This is a genomic window from Mycolicibacterium helvum, from assembly GCF_010731895.1.
GTDB lineage: Bacteria > Actinomycetota > Actinomycetes > Mycobacteriales > Mycobacteriaceae > Mycobacterium > Mycobacterium helvum.
Genome location: NZ_AP022596.1, coordinates 1,832,661 through 1,851,165, shown reverse-complemented (window position 1 = coordinate 1,851,165; position 18,505 = coordinate 1,832,661). Strand labels below are relative to the sequence as shown.

At 64.3% G+C, this 18,505-nt stretch carries 20 protein-coding genes and 1 tRNA gene; 8 read left to right on the top strand and 13 right to left on the bottom strand.

The features are described 5' to 3' along the window. Positions 1-158: 158 nt before the first annotated feature. Positions 159-983, top strand: a complete 825-nt coding sequence (locus G6N38_RS08665; RefSeq protein ID WP_246227978.1) for a glycoside hydrolase family 16 protein — start codon at positions 159-161, stop codon at positions 981-983. A gap of 45 nt (positions 984-1,028) precedes the next feature. Here G6N38_RS08665 and G6N38_RS08660 read toward each other — a convergent pair whose 3' ends face one another. From G6N38_RS08660 to G6N38_RS08610, 11 genes are all read right to left on the bottom strand, one after another. Beyond that, complete coding sequence (locus G6N38_RS08660; protein ID WP_163747153.1) at positions 1,029-2,129, bottom strand: ferritin-like domain-containing protein; 1,101 nt, start codon at positions 2,127-2,129, stop codon at positions 1,029-1,031. A 171-nt stretch (positions 2,130-2,300) separates the two neighbouring features. Further along, positions 2,301-3,164 (bottom strand): DUF4344 domain-containing metallopeptidase, encoded by an 864-nt coding sequence (locus G6N38_RS08655; RefSeq protein ID WP_163751884.1) that lies wholly within the window; start codon positions 3,162-3,164, stop codon positions 2,301-2,303. 157 nt (positions 3,165-3,321) lie between these two features. Then, positions 3,322-4,113, bottom strand: a complete 792-nt coding sequence (locus G6N38_RS08650; protein ID WP_163747152.1) for an SDR family oxidoreductase — start codon at positions 4,111-4,113, stop codon at positions 3,322-3,324. Between the two features lie 27 nt (positions 4,114-4,140). After that, complete coding sequence (locus G6N38_RS08645; RefSeq protein WP_163747151.1) at positions 4,141-5,241, bottom strand: GGDEF domain-containing protein; 1,101 nt, start codon at positions 5,239-5,241, stop codon at positions 4,141-4,143. Between the two features lie 143 nt (positions 5,242-5,384). Next, positions 5,385-6,035 (bottom strand): RES family NAD+ phosphorylase, encoded by a 651-nt coding sequence (locus tag G6N38_RS08640; RefSeq protein WP_163747150.1) that lies wholly within the window; start codon positions 6,033-6,035, stop codon positions 5,385-5,387. Further along, positions 6,032-6,427 (bottom strand): XRE family transcriptional regulator, encoded by a 396-nt coding sequence (locus G6N38_RS08635; RefSeq protein ID WP_163747149.1) that lies wholly within the window; start codon positions 6,425-6,427, stop codon positions 6,032-6,034. The genes G6N38_RS08640 and G6N38_RS08635 overlap by 4 nt, the downstream gene beginning before the upstream one ends. A gap of 483 nt (positions 6,428-6,910) precedes the next feature. Then, a complete protein-coding gene (locus G6N38_RS08630; RefSeq protein WP_246227795.1) occupies positions 6,911-7,612 on the bottom strand; it encodes a hypothetical protein in 702 nt (233 codons plus the stop codon). Positions 7,613-7,626: 14 nt separating this feature from the next. Further along, positions 7,627-7,815: a hypothetical protein gene (locus G6N38_RS08625; protein WP_163747148.1), complete on the bottom strand. Its 189-nt coding sequence runs from the start codon at positions 7,813-7,815 to the stop codon at positions 7,627-7,629. A 435-nt stretch (positions 7,816-8,250) separates the two neighbouring features. After that, positions 8,251-8,706, bottom strand: a complete 456-nt coding sequence (locus G6N38_RS31165) for a DUF4189 domain-containing protein (protein ID WP_407662954.1) — start codon at positions 8,704-8,706, stop codon at positions 8,251-8,253. A 57-nt stretch (positions 8,707-8,763) separates the two neighbouring features. Next, positions 8,764-9,216, bottom strand: a complete 453-nt coding sequence (locus G6N38_RS31160; protein WP_407662980.1) for a DUF4189 domain-containing protein — start codon at positions 9,214-9,216, stop codon at positions 8,764-8,766. A gap of 409 nt (positions 9,217-9,625) precedes the next feature. Next, positions 9,626-10,225, bottom strand: coding sequence for a recombinase family protein (locus tag G6N38_RS08610; protein ID WP_163747145.1), 600 nt, complete (start codon positions 10,223-10,225; stop codon positions 9,626-9,628). A 211-nt stretch (positions 10,226-10,436) separates the two neighbouring features. Between G6N38_RS08610 and G6N38_RS08605 the strand changes: the two genes are divergently transcribed. Continuing rightward, the gene (locus tag G6N38_RS08605; RefSeq protein ID WP_246227793.1) at positions 10,437-11,105 is read left to right on the top strand and encodes a site-specific integrase; all 669 of its coding nucleotides are present in this window, start codon (positions 10,437-10,439) and stop codon (positions 11,103-11,105) included. A gap of 35 nt (positions 11,106-11,140) precedes the next feature. On the opposite strand, the gene G6N38_RS08600 is transcribed toward G6N38_RS08605, so the two are convergent. After that, positions 11,141-11,214: transfer RNA gene (locus G6N38_RS08600), tRNA-Gly, on the bottom strand. A 92-nt stretch (positions 11,215-11,306) separates the two neighbouring features. Here G6N38_RS08600 and dcd point away from each other — a divergent pair. The 6 genes from dcd (at position 11,307) to rfbA (ending at position 17,283) form a co-directional block, all read left to right on the top strand. After that, positions 11,307-11,888, top strand: a complete 582-nt coding sequence (dcd, locus tag G6N38_RS08595; protein ID WP_163747144.1) for a dCTP deaminase — start codon at positions 11,307-11,309, stop codon at positions 11,886-11,888. A gap of 155 nt (positions 11,889-12,043) precedes the next feature. Then, positions 12,044-13,828, top strand: a complete 1,785-nt coding sequence (locus G6N38_RS08590; protein ID WP_163747143.1) for a DUF7159 family protein — start codon at positions 12,044-12,046, stop codon at positions 13,826-13,828. Between the two features lie 86 nt (positions 13,829-13,914). After that, positions 13,915-15,243, top strand: a complete 1,329-nt coding sequence (locus G6N38_RS08585) for a UDP-glucose dehydrogenase family protein (protein WP_163747142.1) — start codon at positions 13,915-13,917, stop codon at positions 15,241-15,243. Positions 15,244-15,253: 10 nt separating this feature from the next. Continuing rightward, positions 15,254-16,018 (top strand): maleylpyruvate isomerase family mycothiol-dependent enzyme, encoded by a 765-nt coding sequence (locus tag G6N38_RS08580; protein WP_163747141.1) that lies wholly within the window; start codon positions 15,254-15,256, stop codon positions 16,016-16,018. A gap of 18 nt (positions 16,019-16,036) precedes the next feature. Next, positions 16,037-16,411, top strand: a complete 375-nt coding sequence (locus tag G6N38_RS08575; protein WP_163747140.1) for a nuclear transport factor 2 family protein — start codon at positions 16,037-16,039, stop codon at positions 16,409-16,411. A gap of 5 nt (positions 16,412-16,416) precedes the next feature. After that, positions 16,417-17,283, top strand: a complete 867-nt coding sequence (gene rfbA / locus G6N38_RS08570; RefSeq protein WP_163747139.1) for a glucose-1-phosphate thymidylyltransferase RfbA — start codon at positions 16,417-16,419, stop codon at positions 17,281-17,283. Here the strand turns inward: rfbA and G6N38_RS08565 are convergent. Beyond that, the gene (locus G6N38_RS08565) at positions 17,234-18,475 is read right to left on the bottom strand and encodes a YibE/F family protein (protein WP_163747138.1); all 1,242 of its coding nucleotides are present in this window, start codon (positions 18,473-18,475) and stop codon (positions 17,234-17,236) included. The genes rfbA and G6N38_RS08565 overlap by 50 nt on opposite strands. Positions 18,476-18,505 lie beyond the last annotated feature (30 nt).

The following is an 18,505-nucleotide window of genomic DNA, read 5'->3' as shown; positions in this document are numbered from 1 at the left end:
TTTGCTGGCTCGCCGGGTGACCTGCGCTGGTGTGTTTGTGCAGATCAGCGAGGCTTTCTGCGGGTCCCCAACACATGGTTAAGGGCAAAGGTGACTGTACAACGCACCCAGATACATCGGCCGCGAGGTTTCGCCTCTATGGTTTACCGGTGCCTGATATTGATCGTCGAAGTCTGATGCTGATGGCGGGATTCGGGGCTGTCGCTGCAGCCCTGCCCATGCCGATCGCGGGAGCCACGCCGACCCGTCCGCAAGCACCCGCGCCCAATGCCGCGGCCCCGGCCTACCTGTTCCATGACGAGTTCGACGGTCCGGCGGGCTCGGCCCCGGATGGAGCCAAGTGGCGCATCGCCCAGAAGCGCGAGCTCATCAAGAATCCGGTGTTCTGGGACCGGCCCGAGAACATGGGGCAGTATCGCGACGATCGCGAGCACGTCTTCTTAGACGGCAAGTCCAATCTCGTCATCCGTGCGACGCGCGACAACAATAAGTTCGTCAGCGGCAAGGTTCTCGGAAACTGGTGGGGCGGAATCGGAACCACGTGGGAAGCCCGGATCAAGTTCGACTGCCTGACCGCGGGCGCCTGGCCGGCCTGGTGGCTGATGAACGACCATCCCGAAGTGGGTGGCGAAGTCGATCTGGTCGAGTGGTACGGCAACGGTGAATGGCCTTCCGGCACAACCGTGCACGCCCGCCTGGATGGCACGTCGTTCGCGACACAGCCGGTTGGGGTGGACAGCAACTGGCATACCTGGCGGGTCACCTGGAACGACGCCGGGATGTACTTCTGGCAGGACTACGTCGACGGAGCCGAGCCGTACTTCACTGTCCCGGCGTACTCCCTCGACGATTGGCCCTTCAACTTCCCCGATTACCGGATGTTCCCGGTGCTGAATCTGGCCGTGAGTGGTTCGGGCGGTGGGGATCCGCGGCAGGGCAACTATCCGGCACAGATGCTCGTCGACTACGTGCGGGTCTGGTAGGGCCGTCAGCAGAAGGCGGTGCGGGGCCGGGGCGAATGTGCGGTATTAGGTCATCCCCGCAGCGATCGCTTCGTCGACTTCGAGGGCCCGGCTGGCCATCTCAGCGTGAGTCTTGTCCAGCGCCTCGGCCTGATCTTCGTCGGCCTTCATCAGCGCCTCGATGTCGAAGCCGGCCATATCGTGAACGCCCATGTCCCGGAAGGCTTTTTGCACCTTGTCGCCCCACAAGCCGATGTCCTTGACGATCGGCACGATGCGGCTGAACAGGTGCGAGCGGAACTGGATCATCAGCGGTGAGGTGTCCACCCACTCGGCGCACTCCTTGACGTTCAAACCGAGCGTCTCGAAGACTTCCTCGCCGCGAAACCGGTCGCGCATCAGGTAGCACGCCTCCACGACGAACTCTTCCCGCTCGTCCCGCTCGGCATCGGTCAGTGCGGAGTAGTAGTCCTTCAAGGAGATTCGGCCGAAGGCGACATGTCGGGCTTCGTCCTGCATGACGTAGGCGAGTAGTTGCTTGGCCAGCGAGCCTTCAGGCGCCAGATCACGCTGCACGCCGAAGGCGGCGAGCGCGAGCCCTTCGATCAGGACCTGCATGCCGAGGTACGGCATGTCCCAGCGCGAGTCGCGCAGGGTGTCTTCCAGCAGGGAGGTCAGGTGCGTGTTGATCGGGTAAACCAGACCGATCTTTTCCTGGAGGAACCGCGAGAACACCTCGACGTGCCGGGCCTCGTCCATGGTCTGAGTGGCGGCGTAGAACTTCGCATCCATGTCTGGGACGACCTCGACGATCTTCGCCGCGCACACCATCGCCCCTTGCTCGCCGTGCAGGAACTGCGAGAAGTTCCAGGCCTGGTTGTGCTGGCGCAGCTCGGCGCGGCGCTTTTCGTCTGCCGACTCCCACGCCGGGCTGCCGAACAGCGGATGGAACTCGTCGGGCACCCCGATCGGGTTCATCGGGTCGACGTCCAGGGTCCAGTCAATGCGGGACTGGCCATCCCATTGCTTGTCCTTTCCCTTTTGATACAGGGAAAGCAGCCGGGCGCGCCCCTCGTCGTACTCCCAGGTGAAGCGTGCGTCGCCACCGCTGGCCACGTTCCATGAGTACGGGTCCGGCACTTTCGTGTACATGTCCTTGGTGGTCATGCGCCGCCGCCTTTCGCCCTCATACGACTACGTGTCATATGACGAGAATCACACTGCGCCGTATTTGGCAGTGCCGTCAAGGGTGAGAGTCCGGAGCGGAGCGATTGCAGTAGATAGGTACGCAGATACGATCCAGCAGGATCTGTCCAAAGTCGGGGGATGACTGGGGCGTTACTTCCAGTGCTCGTCGAGCAGCGTCGACCACGCATGGGCAAGCTGCTTCCACTCGTCGGGGCATCCCTTGGCGCGGTCCTCAGGGAGCCCACCGCTGCTGACGATGTCGGCATTGGCCTCGGGGTTTGATCCGTAGATCCAGCACTGCAGGTTGTACACGCGCTGTTGGTCCAAGGAGTGGACGTCGGCCATATTGTCGGCCGCGCCCATCTGGGTCTTCAGCTCTGCATACGCGGCGAAGGTGCGAGCGAAATCCTTCACGGCCTGGACGGACTCGGAATCGACCTTGCCGTTGTCGCCGGGGGTCAGGAGGATGTACGCGGCGAGCTGGTCAGCAGCGTCCTCTTCCTTGCCGGTGATCGGCAAGTTGTACAGGGTGACCGCCATGTGGCCGGCCTCGTGATAGAACGTCGCGTCTTCGGAGCCGATGGCCGAGGTGTCGGGATCCTTGTCGCCAGCCTTGACGAAGATCTTCTGGCTCAGGTCGGCATCCTCGTAGCAGATGGTGACGGTCTTGCTGCTCGGGCTCCAGAAGGCGTTCGGCTGATCGCACTGCGATCCGTGCAAGGGGATGTCGATGGGTAACTTCAACGACTGGTTGATATCGGCCGCAAGGTCTTCGAGCACCTTGTTGTCCTGCAGCAGTTTTTTGCCGTTGATTGCCTCAGGGCTGGTGGCGTCGTCGTAGACAACCGTCATCTTCCCGTCGGCACCCGCTGTCGCAGTGTCGTCGGGGCCCTTGGCTTTTGAGGTCTCCGCGGCGGCGGAACTGCCGGACGAATCGGCCTTCTCCTCGGCGCCGCCGCCGCAGCCGGCGATCAGCAAACCAACAGTCAGCAGCGGCAGAATTCGAGTGCGCATGGGCTCAACCTTCGCTCTAGCAATCTGATTATTGACACGGTCGCAGATTGAGCGGCTGGGCGTGGCTTCTTGGGTCAATTCGCGTCCTACCCGTTGCAAATCGGGCTCGGCGCCCGGCACGTCGATCTCCCGATCAACCGGGTCGTACGGCGTGACGTTATCCGAGTGTGCGTTGGTAGCGGCGCATTCCGGCGATCCACCGTTCGTAGTCGGCGCCCTTCTGCCGATACATGGTCAGTACCTCGGGGTGGGGTAGCACCAGGAACGTCTGATCGATGATGGCTTGGACCACGAGGGCGGCGACGCTGTCCGGGTTGATCACCGCTCCGGCACTGGTGACGGCGGCGCCGGCCACCCGGATTTCCGCGTCGGGCGAGTCGGACATGCCGCGCAGTAGTGGAGTGTTCACCCCCATGGGGCACACGCAGCTCACGCCGATTCCCTTGTCGCCGTATGTGATGGCCAACCATTCAGCGAAGCCGACGGCGGCGTGCTTGGTCACGCTGTAGGGTGCCGCGCCGAGTTGGGTCAGCAGACCGGCGGCCGAGGCGACGGCGACGAAATGTCCGCTGCCGCGCTCAACCCATTCCGGCACAACAGCTTTAGCTGCGCGGATGTGGGCGCGTAGGTTGATATCGATGATCTGGTCCCAGGCGGTTTCGTCATCGCCGAGGCCGGGTTGGCCGGTGATGCCCGCATTGGCGACGTAGATGTCCACCGGGCCGAACGACTGGCGTGCGGTGTCGAGCAAGGTCGCGATGCCGTCGGTGCTGGATGCGTCTGCGGCCGCCCCGGTACCCCCGATCAGCGTGGCGGTTTCGGCGGCCGAAGCGGCGTCGATGTCACCGGCCACCACCGAGGCGCCGGCTGCCGCCAGCGCCGCTGCAATGGATCTGCCGATGCCTGAGCCCGCTCCAGTGACCACCGCGACCGATCCATCGACCTTCACGGGGACATGTCTACCGCATCGGTGGACTCATCGCGGGTTATTGTCGTCCGCGCCTGCCTGCTCGCTGTACCGCACTTGGTTTCCTCCCTCGGTCTTTGCCGCATACATCGCGGTGTCGGCGTCGGATATCAAGCGGGCCAATAGAAGTGGCGCATCTGCCACAGCTAAATCGGGGGCTGCGTCGAGCTTGGTGATCCCGACGCTCGCGGTGACGTGATGGGGTAGGGCGGCGACGGCCTTACACATGGTCAGTGCCAGTGTTTCTGGCGAAAGGTTGCGCAATGACGCGGCGACGGCAAATTCTTCGCCACCAAGCCTTCCCACGATCGCCTGACTGTCGCAGCACTCGAGCAGGGCCCTGGCGACCGAGGCCAGAGCCTGGTCGCCGATCAGGTGGCCATGTCGGTCATTGATTTGTTTGAAGCGGTCGAGATCGATGATGGCCAACACGAACGGCGGATTGCCTCCGCGGGAATCGAGCAGCAGCTGTTCGGCGCGCAGTAGGAATGCTCGCCGGTTCCACAGCCCGGTCAACGGGTCACGGTCGGCAAGGAATACGTCGGGGCCGATGACGCGACTGGTCATGTGCAAGCCGATAGGCGCGGCCAGGTTCACGGACACCATCAGCCACCAGGCGGCAAGAGCACTGCCGAAACCGATGGTCGGAGTTAGTCGGACCGCCGCGATGCAGGCGACCGCCGTGGCACAGACGATGTTGTAGGCCACTACGGGTGCGGCGTAGAAGAACGCGACGTGTACCGCCAGGGCGGCCAAGGCAGTGCACCCCAGTAGGCAGGCCACCGGATTGGATTGGACGAGCGCCGCGATCGTCACGGCCGTCGTCGATGCCAGGGCAAATGCGATCGCTTGGGTGCGCGAAGGCCAGCGCGACAGCCACAGCGCAGCGCCGCCCGCACCTACCGCACTGGCCACCAGAGCTAAGACCGTTGCCGCAGTGCCGTGCGGCCCCAGCGGGCTCCAGATCGAGGACGCGACGACGACGCTCAAGGACGCTGCAATTCCGGCGACACGTAAGCGCATCGCCGTGGCCATCCCTCGGGCCTGCAGGTATGAACTCAGCTGGTCGTACTGATCGGGCCGGCGCCACCACGACATCAACTCGCTCATGTGCCGCCCGACCTCCGTCCCCGTCACCGTGATTGTTGGGTTCCAGCAAACATCGTAGTGTGTTGCGGTGCGGGCGGCGCAGGCATTCGCGCCGGAGGAATCGAGTGGGCCGTGATCCGTCGGTGTCGGGCGTCGCGGCCTGCTCAATCCTCCAAGGTCAGATCCCACTCAGCCGTGACTGTGAGAAGTGACGTTGGAGCAGGGTCCGTAAGAAGGATTACCTCTCCCGCGAGGTCCACATCGCCACGTCCCTCAAAGAGCGCGACGCAAGGTTGCGCATCAAGCCGCGACAAAAACCTCACGGCGGCTACGCCCTGGTCGTAAAGGTCGCCAGCGATCGTCTGGGTGACGATGCGCCGACCTGTCGTAATTTCGTGCAGGTCAAGATGTTCCATGTCGTTGTCGACCAACAGCGCGGCGTGTCTGTTCTCGATCTCTTGCCGGACCGCGGTGTCGGTGAGGTCAATCACCGGACCGTTGGGTCTGAGCAGCGCCGGCACAAGCACGTTCTGACGACGCCAACTCGCTGTCACCGTCTCCGAAACAAAGTCTTCGGCCGCCTCGGGTCCGAATCGCTCGATGTGCCTAAGCCTTGCCGCATGGTTGGGCCGGAAGTCTGCTAGCACCTCGCGTAGGCAGGTTTCGGTGGCCTCGGCCAGGTAAAGGGTGCGAAAGCGGCGGTCAACGTCGTCGAAGCGATGGTTGAAGCTATAGAGCTCCAGTGGTGTGAATCCGAGTGGACTTGCGTGGTAGCCAACTCGCCACAGCCGTCCTTCGGCGCCGACTTGTGTCACGCCTGAAAGCTAGCGACCTGTCTGGCGGCTTGCGCGACCATCGCGAAATCAGCCGTGGCGGAAGCCTCACCGAGGACTTCGACCGGCGCGCGATCGTCAAGGCGTGTGTTCGTGCCAAATAACCAGGCCCGAGCGGTCTTCTCGTCGTATGCATCGACAAGCATTCGGACAACTTTGTAGCCCTCACGCAGCCTGCGTGCAGTCACGTCGTGTGGTTCCGGGCCGCCCGCACGGGCGTATCGACCGATCTGTTTTGCGTCGGAAAGTCCCGCGAGCGCTGCAGCGATGCGCTGGCCGACCGTCTCCTGCAGATAGCTTGCGATCTCGCGAATCGAATTCGTTGCGGCCTCGCAGTCAAGCCGTTCGGCATCGCTGGCCGTCAAGACAGCCATCGTGATCACCTCCGAATACATGGCATTTCACCAAAAACTACCATGCATAACACCGCAAACACCACCGCAAACAACACCTACGTTAGCGATGCTGCCTGGCGGCGGATCGGTTTCAGTCCCAACAAGAGCAAGCACGCAGGGTGCCCGATGCAACGCCGGCGATCCCGCCGCATTCCGCCCTGGTGGAGCCGGCGCCACCGGAAAGATCGCCGGGCCACAAGGGCAAGAAGTGTTGCAGCTGTCGACCTCTGGGCAAGGTGACGGGCTCGCTGTCGCCGAGTTCGACCGGCTCTCGCCGAATAGCCAGCTAGGCGTGGAGCCGATGACGGGAATCGAACCCGCGTATTCAGCTTGGGAAGTCGATTTGAGGCATCCTCCGCTGTCGCTGACTGTCCGTCGACGTGGCTTCACCAGCTGAATCACGTCCGCGTGTGTCCACCGGAGTCCGGGCTAATTTCGGCCACTTGTGACACCGTGGTGACATCACCACCCGGTCAATTTGTCGATGCGTTCGTCCGGTGCGCCATCGGCTGGTGGTATCACCGTGAAGCCCAGATCCTCCAGTGCGGCAGCTGCTTCGCCAGGAGCGTCTCGTACTGCCGCCCTGGCCTGAATGCGTCGCCACTTCGCTCGACCGTCTTTCACCGTGGTCTTCCAACCCTTTTGCCCATCAAATCCGCAATCGCGAATGAGAAACTCGACGATGTCTTCGAGGCAGGGTCGGAAGCGGTCCCCGCCCATGGGCAGGTGCAGCGACTCGATACTGTGCGGCGTCGGGTGATCCAGCCTGGACAAGAGATGCGAGAGTGCGCCTCGATGGGCCGTGATCTGCATGTGTGAACTGGGTTTGTTGTTCGGCGACCTGTCATAGTCCCACCGGATGATCGGCGTTCGGTCAAGCACCGCCTTCAGCATGAAGGACGAGTGCTCAACCGCGATATACCGGCTAAACGAGTCGACGCACAATTTGTAGACGACGACCAGTTCGGCCAGCCTGGCGTCGCGGCGGACTGGTTCGCACAGCTGAACTTTGGCGTCGACAACCGCCCGTAGCCGGTCGCTGTTCTCCGAGGCTAATTCGGCGTCAATCGACCAGTTTTCGTCTGCGAGCGCGGTGATCGCCCGCTCGACGTCGTTGGTGAAGTTGAATACCTGCTCGTTGAACTCGTCGTGCGACAAGGACATCGGTGCGTGCCGTTCTACGCAACCGTCTCCCCGAGAAGGAATGCTATCGACGAGAGCTGCTCCCAAGCGTCGTACTCGTCGCCAACGAGTGCGTAGTGCATGGCACGCCTGCGCAGCTCGGGGAGCGTGATGCCGAGCTTTGAAAGTATCTCTTCGCGCCGGTCACGGAGCTGGTCGTCAGTGAGGGTTTCAATCTTGGTCATGTGTTCCCCCTGGTACCCGTCGTTAGCAGCGGCGACATTGCCAGTGTTGCATCCGGGGCGCGGAGAGCGTTGTTGATTCTTGCGCCTGTCATGAGGATAGATTGCCCCATGGTGCCGACAAGAATGCTCGTTCAGAGAGCATTTTGGCCTCTGAACTGGGATTTCTCGGCTGCGAGCGACCTTCTCGATGCGAACGAGACCACTTGGGCGTTTGCGCCTGCTGATCGCGTTGGGAACGTTAAGAATCAGCAGGTCAAGGGGTTGTCAGCGTTGGCGAGTTGAGGAGGCTGTCGAAGCTACTGCGGACGGATTGCGGACGAATTTCGCGCTCCCCGGATCATGAATGATGGCCGTGTCTTCGGCGTCACGCCGCGACAGAGGCACGCCTTACAGAGACAGCCGGCGCGCGAAATGGATGTCGCGGTCGGGGCGACGTTAGGGCGAGGAGCAGTAGGAGGCCCAAATATGTCCTTCTCCATGATGGTTTAGGCGACTCAATGCATCGGTTGAAGCGGCTTCCGGTGTGGGGCCGATCCCTGCTTGGGCCATGGGATCGTCGTCGTATGCAAGTGCGATGCAGCCATTTTGCGTCTGCGCGATGATCTCGCAAGCGGAGTTGGTCGCTGCGACGCATTGGGCCATCGAGATACGGCTGGCTTCTTGTGGGCTGGATCCTCTGCCCCAGTAAAGTTCCTGAGCACTGGCAGAGACCGATAACGCGACGTGGTCGTTTCCTGGCGTGTTTGGTAGGCACGCATTTAGATCGTCGGGATTCACGTACGTCCCCGGTGGGCATTCGAGTGTTGCGATGACCGGGGTCGAGTGAGCCGCTGGTGCGACGAGAAAGCTGGAAGCAACCGCTGCGGTGGCGATGGCAAATCGACAAATCATGGTTTGTCCTCTGATCTGGCCTGAATGGGCGGCCCGAGTCGCGGTCGGCGGTGATGGTTACGGTGCGGAACACTTGACGTCGTATACCTGTCCACCGTGCAACCGCGCCAACGATTCGGCCGAGGCGGCATCTGGCGTGAGGCCGATTCCTGCCTCGCTAGCGGGGGTGGCACCGTCGCTATATGCGACTGCGATACAGCCATTGTGCGTACGTGCGATCATCTCGCAAGCGGAATTGGTCGACGCAACACACTGGGCAATAGAGACACGATCCGCTTCGCGTTCGCTGGGTGCTGTGCCCCAAAACGTTCGTCCTGCGCTGACCGACGCTGACAATGCTACGTAGTCATTGCCTGGTGCGTTCGGTATGCATGCACTCAAATCATCCGGATTTACGTACGTCCCCGGTGCGCATGGAGATGCTGCGACGAGTGGAGTCGAGTGAGCTGCTGGTGCGACGAGAAAGCCCGAAGCAACCACTGCGGTGGTGATGGCAAATCGACAAATCATGGTTTGTCCTCTGAGGTGTGAATTGCAGGCCGGGGAGGGCTTCATCGCCTTGTCACCGCCGAATATTAGCGGTAGCTGGCGGTTCACTGTGAAGGCGTTGAGGCAATTCGACCTCCCAAGTGGCTGACCACCGAGGGCGGACCCTCCCCAGGGGGCTCAATGGCGGGGTTTCCAACGCGAGTGGCGAAAAGGACACGACTGGGCGGACCAGATGAAAACGCCGGGGTCGGCAATAGACACTTGCACGGAGTGAGGACCCGCCCCGGACGCGCCGACCCCTCTGGAGAAATCCCACCACCGCCACACTTTCAGTGCGCTATGCATTCGTTAACAAGCAGGCGATCACATCGATGAGAAGAGGTTGTGGCGGCCAAGCAAGATGCCAGGCGCGAAACAGAGGCCGCCGGGGTTATTCGTCAGCTTCGGCCAACACGCGGTAGACGGTGGCGCGGCTGACACCAAGGGCTGCCGCGATGGTCGTCGCAGACTCACCGCTGACATGCATCCGCTGCGCGAGCGCCGCCTTTTGGGCATCCAGAGCCTTAGGTCGTCCAATGGCCTGACCGCGTGCTCGTCGCGCCTCACGAGCCGCCGTGCGACGCTCCCGGCCCAGCTCCAGTTCGAGTTCCGCCAACGAAGCCATGATGCCCAACACTGCGCGACCGGTGGGGGTGGACGAATCGACGCCCTCGCGGAGGGCGCGGATGATAATGCCCCGATTGAGCAAGTCGGCAACGGTGGACATAACTTCAGATGCGGAGCGACCCAAGCGGTCGACTGCAAAGACGACGATCACGTCATCCTTGCGGGCATAGTCGATCAGCGCGGCCAAGCCCTGCCGCTGCTCACGGGTCGAGGTGCCGGAGAGCTTGTCTGAATAGATGCGGGCCGGGTCGACACCCGATCCCGTGAGTGCGTCGGTCTGCTGGTCGAGCGACTGATGTCCGGTGGAGACGCGGGCATAGCCCAGGAGAGTTCCGGTCGCGGCGGACGGCGTTGGGGTGGGCATGCAACTAGTGTCGCAAAAGTCGCACAACACGTCAATGTGAGACACGGTTTTTGGAACATTTTTTGAGACAGCATGACGTGGAGGTTCCGCGTTCACGGGCGATCCCGCCGATGGCGTCTCAATTCTTTAGTATTGAGACGGTCCGGCGGGGCTTTCACTGCCCGCAACTTACAGTCAGGCTTGCTCGACCTTGGCGGTAAAGCTGTCGAAGGTGTCCTCCTTCGAATCTCGAAGCAAGCCGCACAAGACCGTCGATACATACACAGAAGCAGAGGTGCACAAGTTGTTGGCTGCCATCGCTGATGACCGACTGGCCCACGCCTGGGAACTTGCTCTATCAGGCTTGCGCCGCGGCGAGATCGCGGGGCTTCGATGGACTGCCGTGGACCTCGCGGCCAAAACGCTGAGCATCACCAACAATCGTGTGTCGGCGGGCGGAAAGACGACGGAGAACGATCCAAAATCGGCTATGTCGCGGCGGACCCTTCCGCTGCCGGATCGGCTGGTGGCGGCGCTCAAGGCTGCGAAGGCGCAGCAGGCCACCGCACGCCTCGCCATGGGCCGCGACGGCGGCGCGTGGAACTATGTGGTGTCGAACGAGATTGGCGAGCCCTACTCCCCAGCGGTGCTGTCGCGATACTGGCGTGACGCAGTAAAAGCCGCTGGTGTGCGCCATATCAAGTTGCACGCGGCCCGGCACACCTGCGCGACGTTGATGCACCTGTCGGGAGTACCGGTGGCCGTCATCGCCGCGTGGATCGGGCACAAGGATGCATCGCTCACGATGAAGCTGTACGCCCACTCCCAAGATGATGCGCTGAGGGCCGCCAGTGACAGTTTGAACCGAGTTGTGACATCCCGTGACACTGACACCGGCTAGTCGAACAGTTCGAACAGCGTCGCCGCTGCTCAACATGGAGCCGATGACGGGAATCGAACCCGCGTATTCAGCTTGGGAAGCTGATGTTCTGCCATTGAACTACATCGGCCTGGTGCTGACGAAGGATAGCAACTCCGCCGCCAACCTTCACAAACTCCGGCAGGTCGGCCGCTTTCTGCCGCACTTCTATACGCTCGTCGCGTGCTGCTCTCCGATCGTGATATCCGCGCCGCCATCGCCGATGGACGCCTGGGCATCGACCCGTTCGACGACGCCCTGGTGCAGCCGTCGAGCGTCGACGTCCGGCTGGACAGCCTGTTCCGGGTCTTCAACAACACCCGCTACACCCACATCGACCCCGCCAAGCAGCAAGACGAGCTGACCAGCCTGGTCCAGCCCGAGGACGGCGAACCGTTCGTGCTGCATCCGGGCGAATTCGTCCTCGGCTCGACGCTGGAATGCTGCACGCTGCCCGATGATCTCGCCGGGCGCCTCGAAGGCAAGTCGTCGCTCGGCCGGCTGGGCCTGCTGACGCACTCCACCGCGGGCTTCATCGACCCGGGATTCTCCGGCCACATCACCCTGGAGCTGTCGAACGTCGCCAACCTGCCGATCACCCTGTGGCCGGGCATGAAGATCGGCCAACTATGCCTGCTGCGGCTCACCAGCCCCGCCGAGAATCCGTACGGCAGCGCCAGCGTCGGCTCGAAATACCAGGGCCAACGAGGCCCCACTCCGTCCCGCTCGTATCAGAACTTCATCCAGTCCAAGCCCGGCGAGTAACCTCGGAACTCCAGGGTCAGCTGTCGGCTACCAGCTAACCCGTTCGGCTGTAACAGAGCCGCTAGCTGCGGCGATGAACTTTCTAGTCGGGCGGCTCTAGCAGGGTGGAGCGCAGCAGCGGGTCGGGGGACCCAGCAAACAACCTTGGAGGGGTAGTGGACATCGCACTTGGTGTGTCCATGACACCATCGACGGTCCGCATGGTGCTGGTCGAGGGCGAGAAAGCGGACGGCGTGACCGTCGACAATGACACCTTCGACATCGCTACCGGCGAAGGTTCGGCAACCGCCGCCGAGCAAGTTGTCGCGGCGATTCTCGGCACCCGGGAGAGCGCCACCGAAGGCGGTCACCGCCTGGTGTCCACCGGTGTCACCTGGACCGACCACGCCGCGGCGGCGGATCTGCGCGATGCGCTCAAAGCGCACAAGATCGATGACGTCGTCCTGGTGTCTGAACTGCATGCCGCCGGCGCACTGGCCCAGGCGGTCGGCCAGACCGTCGGCTATGACCGGACGGCCCTGATGCTGCTCGACCGCGACACCGCGACCGTGGCCGTGGTCGAGACCGCCGGCGGCGCGATCGTCAAGGTCCAGACCGAGAGCCTGCACGCTCAGGACGCGGTCGCCGAACTGCAGCGCATGATCGCTGGCCTGGAAGGTCTCGACCAGCCGCCGCACGGTCTGTTCGTCCTCGGCGCCGGCGTCGACGTCTCCGCGGTGAAGTCGCAGCTCGCGCTGGGCACCACACTGCCGGTGCACGCCCCCGAGGAAGCCGAACTGGCCCTGGCTCGCGGTGCCGCGCTGGCGTCCGCTGCCACGCCCCGCTATGAGGCCTCGACCGTCGGTCTCGGCTACGCCCAGGATCCTGACGGGACCACCGCCGGCAAGGCCTATCCCGCCGGCGCGGCCACCGAGATGTCGGAAGCCGGCACCCAGCTGGCCGCCGCCGGCTACATGGCACCGCTCGGCTACAGCGAAGTGCTCGATGAGCTGGATGACGACCTCGGCTACGACGCGATCCCCGCCGATCCGGATTTCACCGTCGATGAGCCGGAGCACAAACCGTTCCTGCTGGTCGGCAGCGCGCTGGCGTCGATCTTCGTGATCGGCGTGGTGGCTCTGGTGATCTCCCTGGCGGTCAGCATCCGACCAACGGTCAATCAGCGGCCCAATCCGGCGGAGAGCGTGATCGTGCCGAGCAGCCAGACGCCGGCTGCGGTGGCGCCCGAAGCGGCGCAGCTGCCCCCGTCCCCGCCGTCGGTCCCCGACACCATCCAGGAGCCGGTCCCCGTCGTGCAGCAGGCGCCGAGGACGGTCTACGTGACCCCGGCGCCGCAGGCGCCCGCGCCTGCCGCCGCACCCGCAGCCCCCGCGCCTGCTCCCGCTCCCGAGGCGCCCGCGCCCGCTCCGGTTCCTGAGGCCCCGGCCCCCGCCCCGGTCGCGCCGGTTATTCCGGCCCCCATCATCGCGCCGCCAGTGATCGTCCTGCCACCGCTGTTGCCGCCGTTCCTGCGGCCGCCGCGGGCGCCGCACTATCCCTCGTACCCGTCATCGCCGAGCTATCCGTCGAACCCGTCGTCGCCGAGCTACCCGTCGAATCCGTCGTCGCAGGAGCCGTCGAATCAGCCGTCTCAGCCGTCACAGGAGCCCTCGTCGCCGTCGTCGCCGAGCTACCCGTCGTCGCCGGGCTATCCGTCGTCGCCGGTGGTGACCGAGGCGCCCAGTAGTCCGAGCGCGGCCGGCGGATCGGGCAGTTATGGCTCGGGTTCCGGCGGCGGGTACGGCTCCGGCGGTGGGTACGGCTCTGGCGGTGGCTACGGATCGGGTGGGTCGAGCTCGAGTTCAGGGTCTGAAGGCGGTTCCCGCTCGGGCGGGCCCGGCAGCTCAGGCCGGGGTTCAGGTGGCAGCCCGTTGTGGCCGTTCCCGAGCTTCGGGCAGTGACCGCGAGGCCTGAATTCACCGGCCGTTAGCCTCACGCTCAGTGTCGCGATGCGGTGCCAACATCGGGGCTGCCTATAGAGGGCAGTATGCGATGCACAGTCTTTGGCACCGGTTATCTGGGAGCAACTCACGCCGCGGGCATGGCCGAACTCGGCCATGACGTCGTCGGGATCGATATCGATCCCGGCAAGATTGCCAAACTGTCGTCCGGCGACATCCCGTTCTACGAACCGGGACTGGCAAAGGTGTTGCGGGACAACCTCTCTGCTGGCCGATTGCAGTTCACTACCGACTACGACGCGGCCGCCGACTTTGCCGATGTGCACTTCCTCGGTGTCGGAACCCCACAGAAAAAGGGCGAATACGGCGCGGATCTGCGCCACGTCAACGCCGTCATTGACGAGCTGGTGCCCCGGTTGACCCGGCCCGCCGTGATCGTCGGCAAGTCAACGGTTCCCGTCGGCACCGCCGCCGAGTTGAGCCGGCGCGCGAAATCACTGGCCCGAGATGGCGTGGATGTCGAGATCGCCTGGAATCCGGAATTCTTGCGCGAGGGATTTGCCGTGCAGGACACCCTGCACCCGGACCGCATCGTCGTTGGTGTACAGCCTGATTCGACGCGCGCCGAGCCGGTTCTGCGGGAGATGTACGCACCGCTGCTCGCTGAAGGAATACCCTTCCTGCTGACCGACCTGCAAACCGCCGAACTGGTCAAGGTGTCGGCCAATGCCTTTCTGGCGACCAAGATCTCATTCATCAACGCGATCTCCGAGGTGTGCGAGGCCGCTGGGGCCGATGTTCGTGTCCTGGCTGACGCGCTGGGGCACGACCCCCGTATCGGGCGTCGATTCCTCAATGCGGGACTGGGTTTCGGCGGCGGTTGCCTGCCCAAGGATATTCGGGGCTTCATGGCTCGCGCCGGCGAGCTGGGTGCCAACCACGCGCTCACGTTCCTGCGTGAGGTGGACAGCATCAACATGCGACGCCGCACCCGGATGGTCGAGTTGGCCACCACCGCGTGCGGCGGCTCGCTGCTGGGCGCCAACGTGGCGGTGCTCGGCGCGGCGTTCAAGCCCGAGTCCGACGATGTGCGGGATTCCCCGGCGCTCAACGTCGCCGGCCTGCTGCAGCTCAACGGTGCCACCGTGAACGTGTACGACCCCAAGGCGATGGAGAACTCGCAGCGGCTGTTCCCGACGCTGACCTACGCGACCTCGGCTTTGGAGGCGTGCGATCGTGCCGATGCCGTCCTGGTGCTGACCGAATGGCAGGAGTTCGTCGACCTCGACCCGGACGAACTGGCGCAGCATGTTCGGGCCAGAGTCATTGTGGACGGCCGCAATTGCCTCGACACCGCACGCTGGGAGACGGCCGGATGGAAGATTTACGCGCTGGGCCGCCCGGTGGTGACGTAGGTTCTCCTTCGTGGACTTCGCAACCGCACTGATCGCCGAAAACGCGGCATTCGCCGACCTTCTGCGCGACGCCGATCTATCGATCCCGGTGCCGACCTGCCCTGATTGGACGCTCCAGCAGCTGATGCGTCACGTCGGGCGCGGCGACCGGTGGTGCGCCCAGATCGTCGCCGAACAGTCGATGGACTACATCGACCCGCGCACCGTCGCGGGGGGCAAGCCGCCGGAGGGCCGGGACGCCGAGATCGACTGGCTGCAGGCCGGACCGCGCCAGCTCATCGATGCCGTCACACAAACCGGCGCCGACACCCCGGTCTGGACGTTCCTGGGACCGCGGCCCGCCGACTGGTGGATCCGCCGGCGGCTGCACGAGGTCGTGGTCCATCGGGCCGACGCCGCCATCGCGTTGGGCGTCGACTATGACGTCGACCCCGCTGTGGCTGCCGACGCCATCACCGAATGGCTGGAGCGGGTGGTCATCCAGGCCGACGAGGAAGGTCCCGCCGGCGGCGACCGGCCGCTCGGAGACGGGCAGTCGGTACACCTGCACGCCACCGAGCCCGACCTTGGCGAGGCCGGCGAGTGGACCATCCTCGGGCGCCCCGACGGCATCGCCCTCGACCACGAACACGGCAAGGCCACCGCCGCGCTGCGGGGGCCGGCGCGCAGCTTGCTGTTGGCCGTCGTGCGTCGTCGCACCGCCGCCCAGGAAGGCCTTGAGGTATTCGGCGACGCAGGTGTCTGGGACACCTGGTTGGCCCGCACACCCTTCTAGACCGGTAGTTTTAGCGAAATGAGCACTTCGGAGATCGCCACCGTTCTGGCCTGGCATGACGCGCTGAGTACCGCGGACCTCGACACCCTGGTCTCGCTGTCCAGCGACGACATCGAGATCGGGGACGCGAATGGTGCCGCACAGGGCCATGCCGCGCTGCGGGACTGGGCACAGGATTCGGCAGGCCCCATCGAAGTGGGCGAGATCTACTACCGCGACGGTGTCGTTGTCGTCGAAGAGCGGCTGACCTCGACCACCGACCCGGCCAACGTACGCACCGCGGCGTCGGCCTTCCGGGTGGTTCACGACCACGTCACGTCGGCGTTCCGCCACGATGACCTGGCGGCAGCGCTGGCCGCCACCGACATGTCCGACGAAGATCTGCAGGCCTGACCAACTTGCGTGGGATCATCCTGGCCGGCGGGTCAGGCACGCGGCTGCATCCGATCACCATGGGGCCCAGCAAGCAGCTGCTGCCCGTGTTCGACAAGCCGATGATCTACTACCCGCTGTGCACGCTGATGATGGCGGGTATCCGCGACATCCTGGTGATCACCACCGGCCACGACGCCCCCGCGTTCCATCGGCTACTCGCAGACGGAGCACGGCTCGGCGTCAACATCAGCTACGCCGTTCAGGATCGGCCCGACGGGCTGGCGCAGGCGTTCCTGATCGGGGCTGACCACATCGGCACCGGCACCGTCGCACTTGTCTTGGGTGACAACATCTTCTACGGACCGGGCGTCGGGACCAGCCTGAGCCGATTTCGAGATATCCAGGGCGCGGCCATCTTCGCCTACCGGGTCGCCAATCCGTCGGCCTACGGTGTGATCGAGTTCGCCGCCGACGGCACCGCGCTATCGCTGGAGGAGAAGCCGGCGCACCCCAAGTCGAACTACGCGGTGCCGGGGCTGTACTTCTACGACAACGACGTCATCGAGATCGCCCGGGGGCTGCGGCCGTCACCGCGCGGTGAACTGGAGATCACCGAAGTCAACCAGACCTATCTGGACCAGGGTCGGTTGACGGTCGAAGTGCTACCGCGCGGCAGCGCCTGGCTGGACACCGGCACCTTCGATTCACTCTTGGACGCAAGCGATTTCGTACGCACCATCGAATACCGCCAAGGACTCAAGGTGTCCTGCCCCGAAGAGGTCGCATGGCGGATGGGCTTCATCGACGATGAGCAGCTGGCCCGCTGCGCCGCGGAGCTGGTCAAGTCAGGCTATGGCGGTTACCTGCTGAAGCTGCTTGACCAGGGGTAGCCAGTACCGCGGCGATCGCGGTGGTCAGCGGCACCGACAATGCCAGCGCGATACCGCCCACCGCCGAGCGGGCGATCTCGATGGCCACGCTCTCACTGGTCAAAACGTCGAACAGTGAGCGGTTGGCGACACTGAACAACAGCAGCAGCGGCAGCGAACTACCGGCGTAGGCCAGTACCAGGGTGTACACCGTGCTGGCGATGTGGTCGCTACCGATGCGCATGGCGCGCGCGAAGATCTGTCTGCGTGAGTCATGACCGGCGGCGAGCTCGAAGACCGCCGAGGCCTGGGTGATCGTCACATCGTTGAGCACGCCCAGCGAGCCGATGATGAAGCCGGCCAGCAGCAAGCCCTGGATCGACACGTGGCCCATGTACGCCGCGACCTCATTGTTCTGGTCCTCCGACAAGCCGGTCAGATGTGCGAGTTCGATTGCTGCCCAAGATAACCCCGCCGCCAACAGCATGGCGGTCAGTGTGCCCAGCAGGGCCGCGCTGGTGCGCAGACTGACGCCGTGCGCCAGGTAGATCACGGCGAACAGGATGACCGCCGAGGCGACCAGCGCGACGGGAACCGCTGGGGCGCCGTCCCGCAACGCCGGGAGCAGAAAGACCACCAGAATCGCGAACGCCACCACAATCCCGACCAGCGCTCGCAGCCCACGCCAGCGCGCCACCGCCACAATGACGATCGCGAACACCGCCGCCAGGGCGATCAGCGGCCAGGTGCGTTCGTAGTCGTAGAACCCATAGCTGGTCGTGCCCTGCTCATCGACCTGCCGGAAGATACGAATGGTGTCGCCCGCCAACAGGTTCGGCTGACCCGGTCCGGGGGAGAACTCCAGCATCGTGGACGCGCCCCGGTTCGGTCCGCTGTCGATCGCCACCACCGTCTGCACGCAGGTGCCACTGCCGGATATCCCCGGGGTGGGCGATGCGGTGAGCACTTGGCCGGCCGACGGGCTGCCACAGTCAGCCAGACTGCTGGACACCACATGACCACCCTCGGTGGTGACCGCGCCGCCCTGACCGTTCTGGAACGGCAGGGGAATGTCGACCTTCGAGCCGCTCGGCCACAGTAATACCGCGCCGACGACCGTCGCCAAACCGATCACGGCCAGCGCGACCATGACGATCCGGGCCGCCAGCGGACTCAACGGAGCCGGGCCGCTGTGTGAATGCGAATGCGTCACCCGGACAGGGTAGAGCGGCTGGCCTGAGTG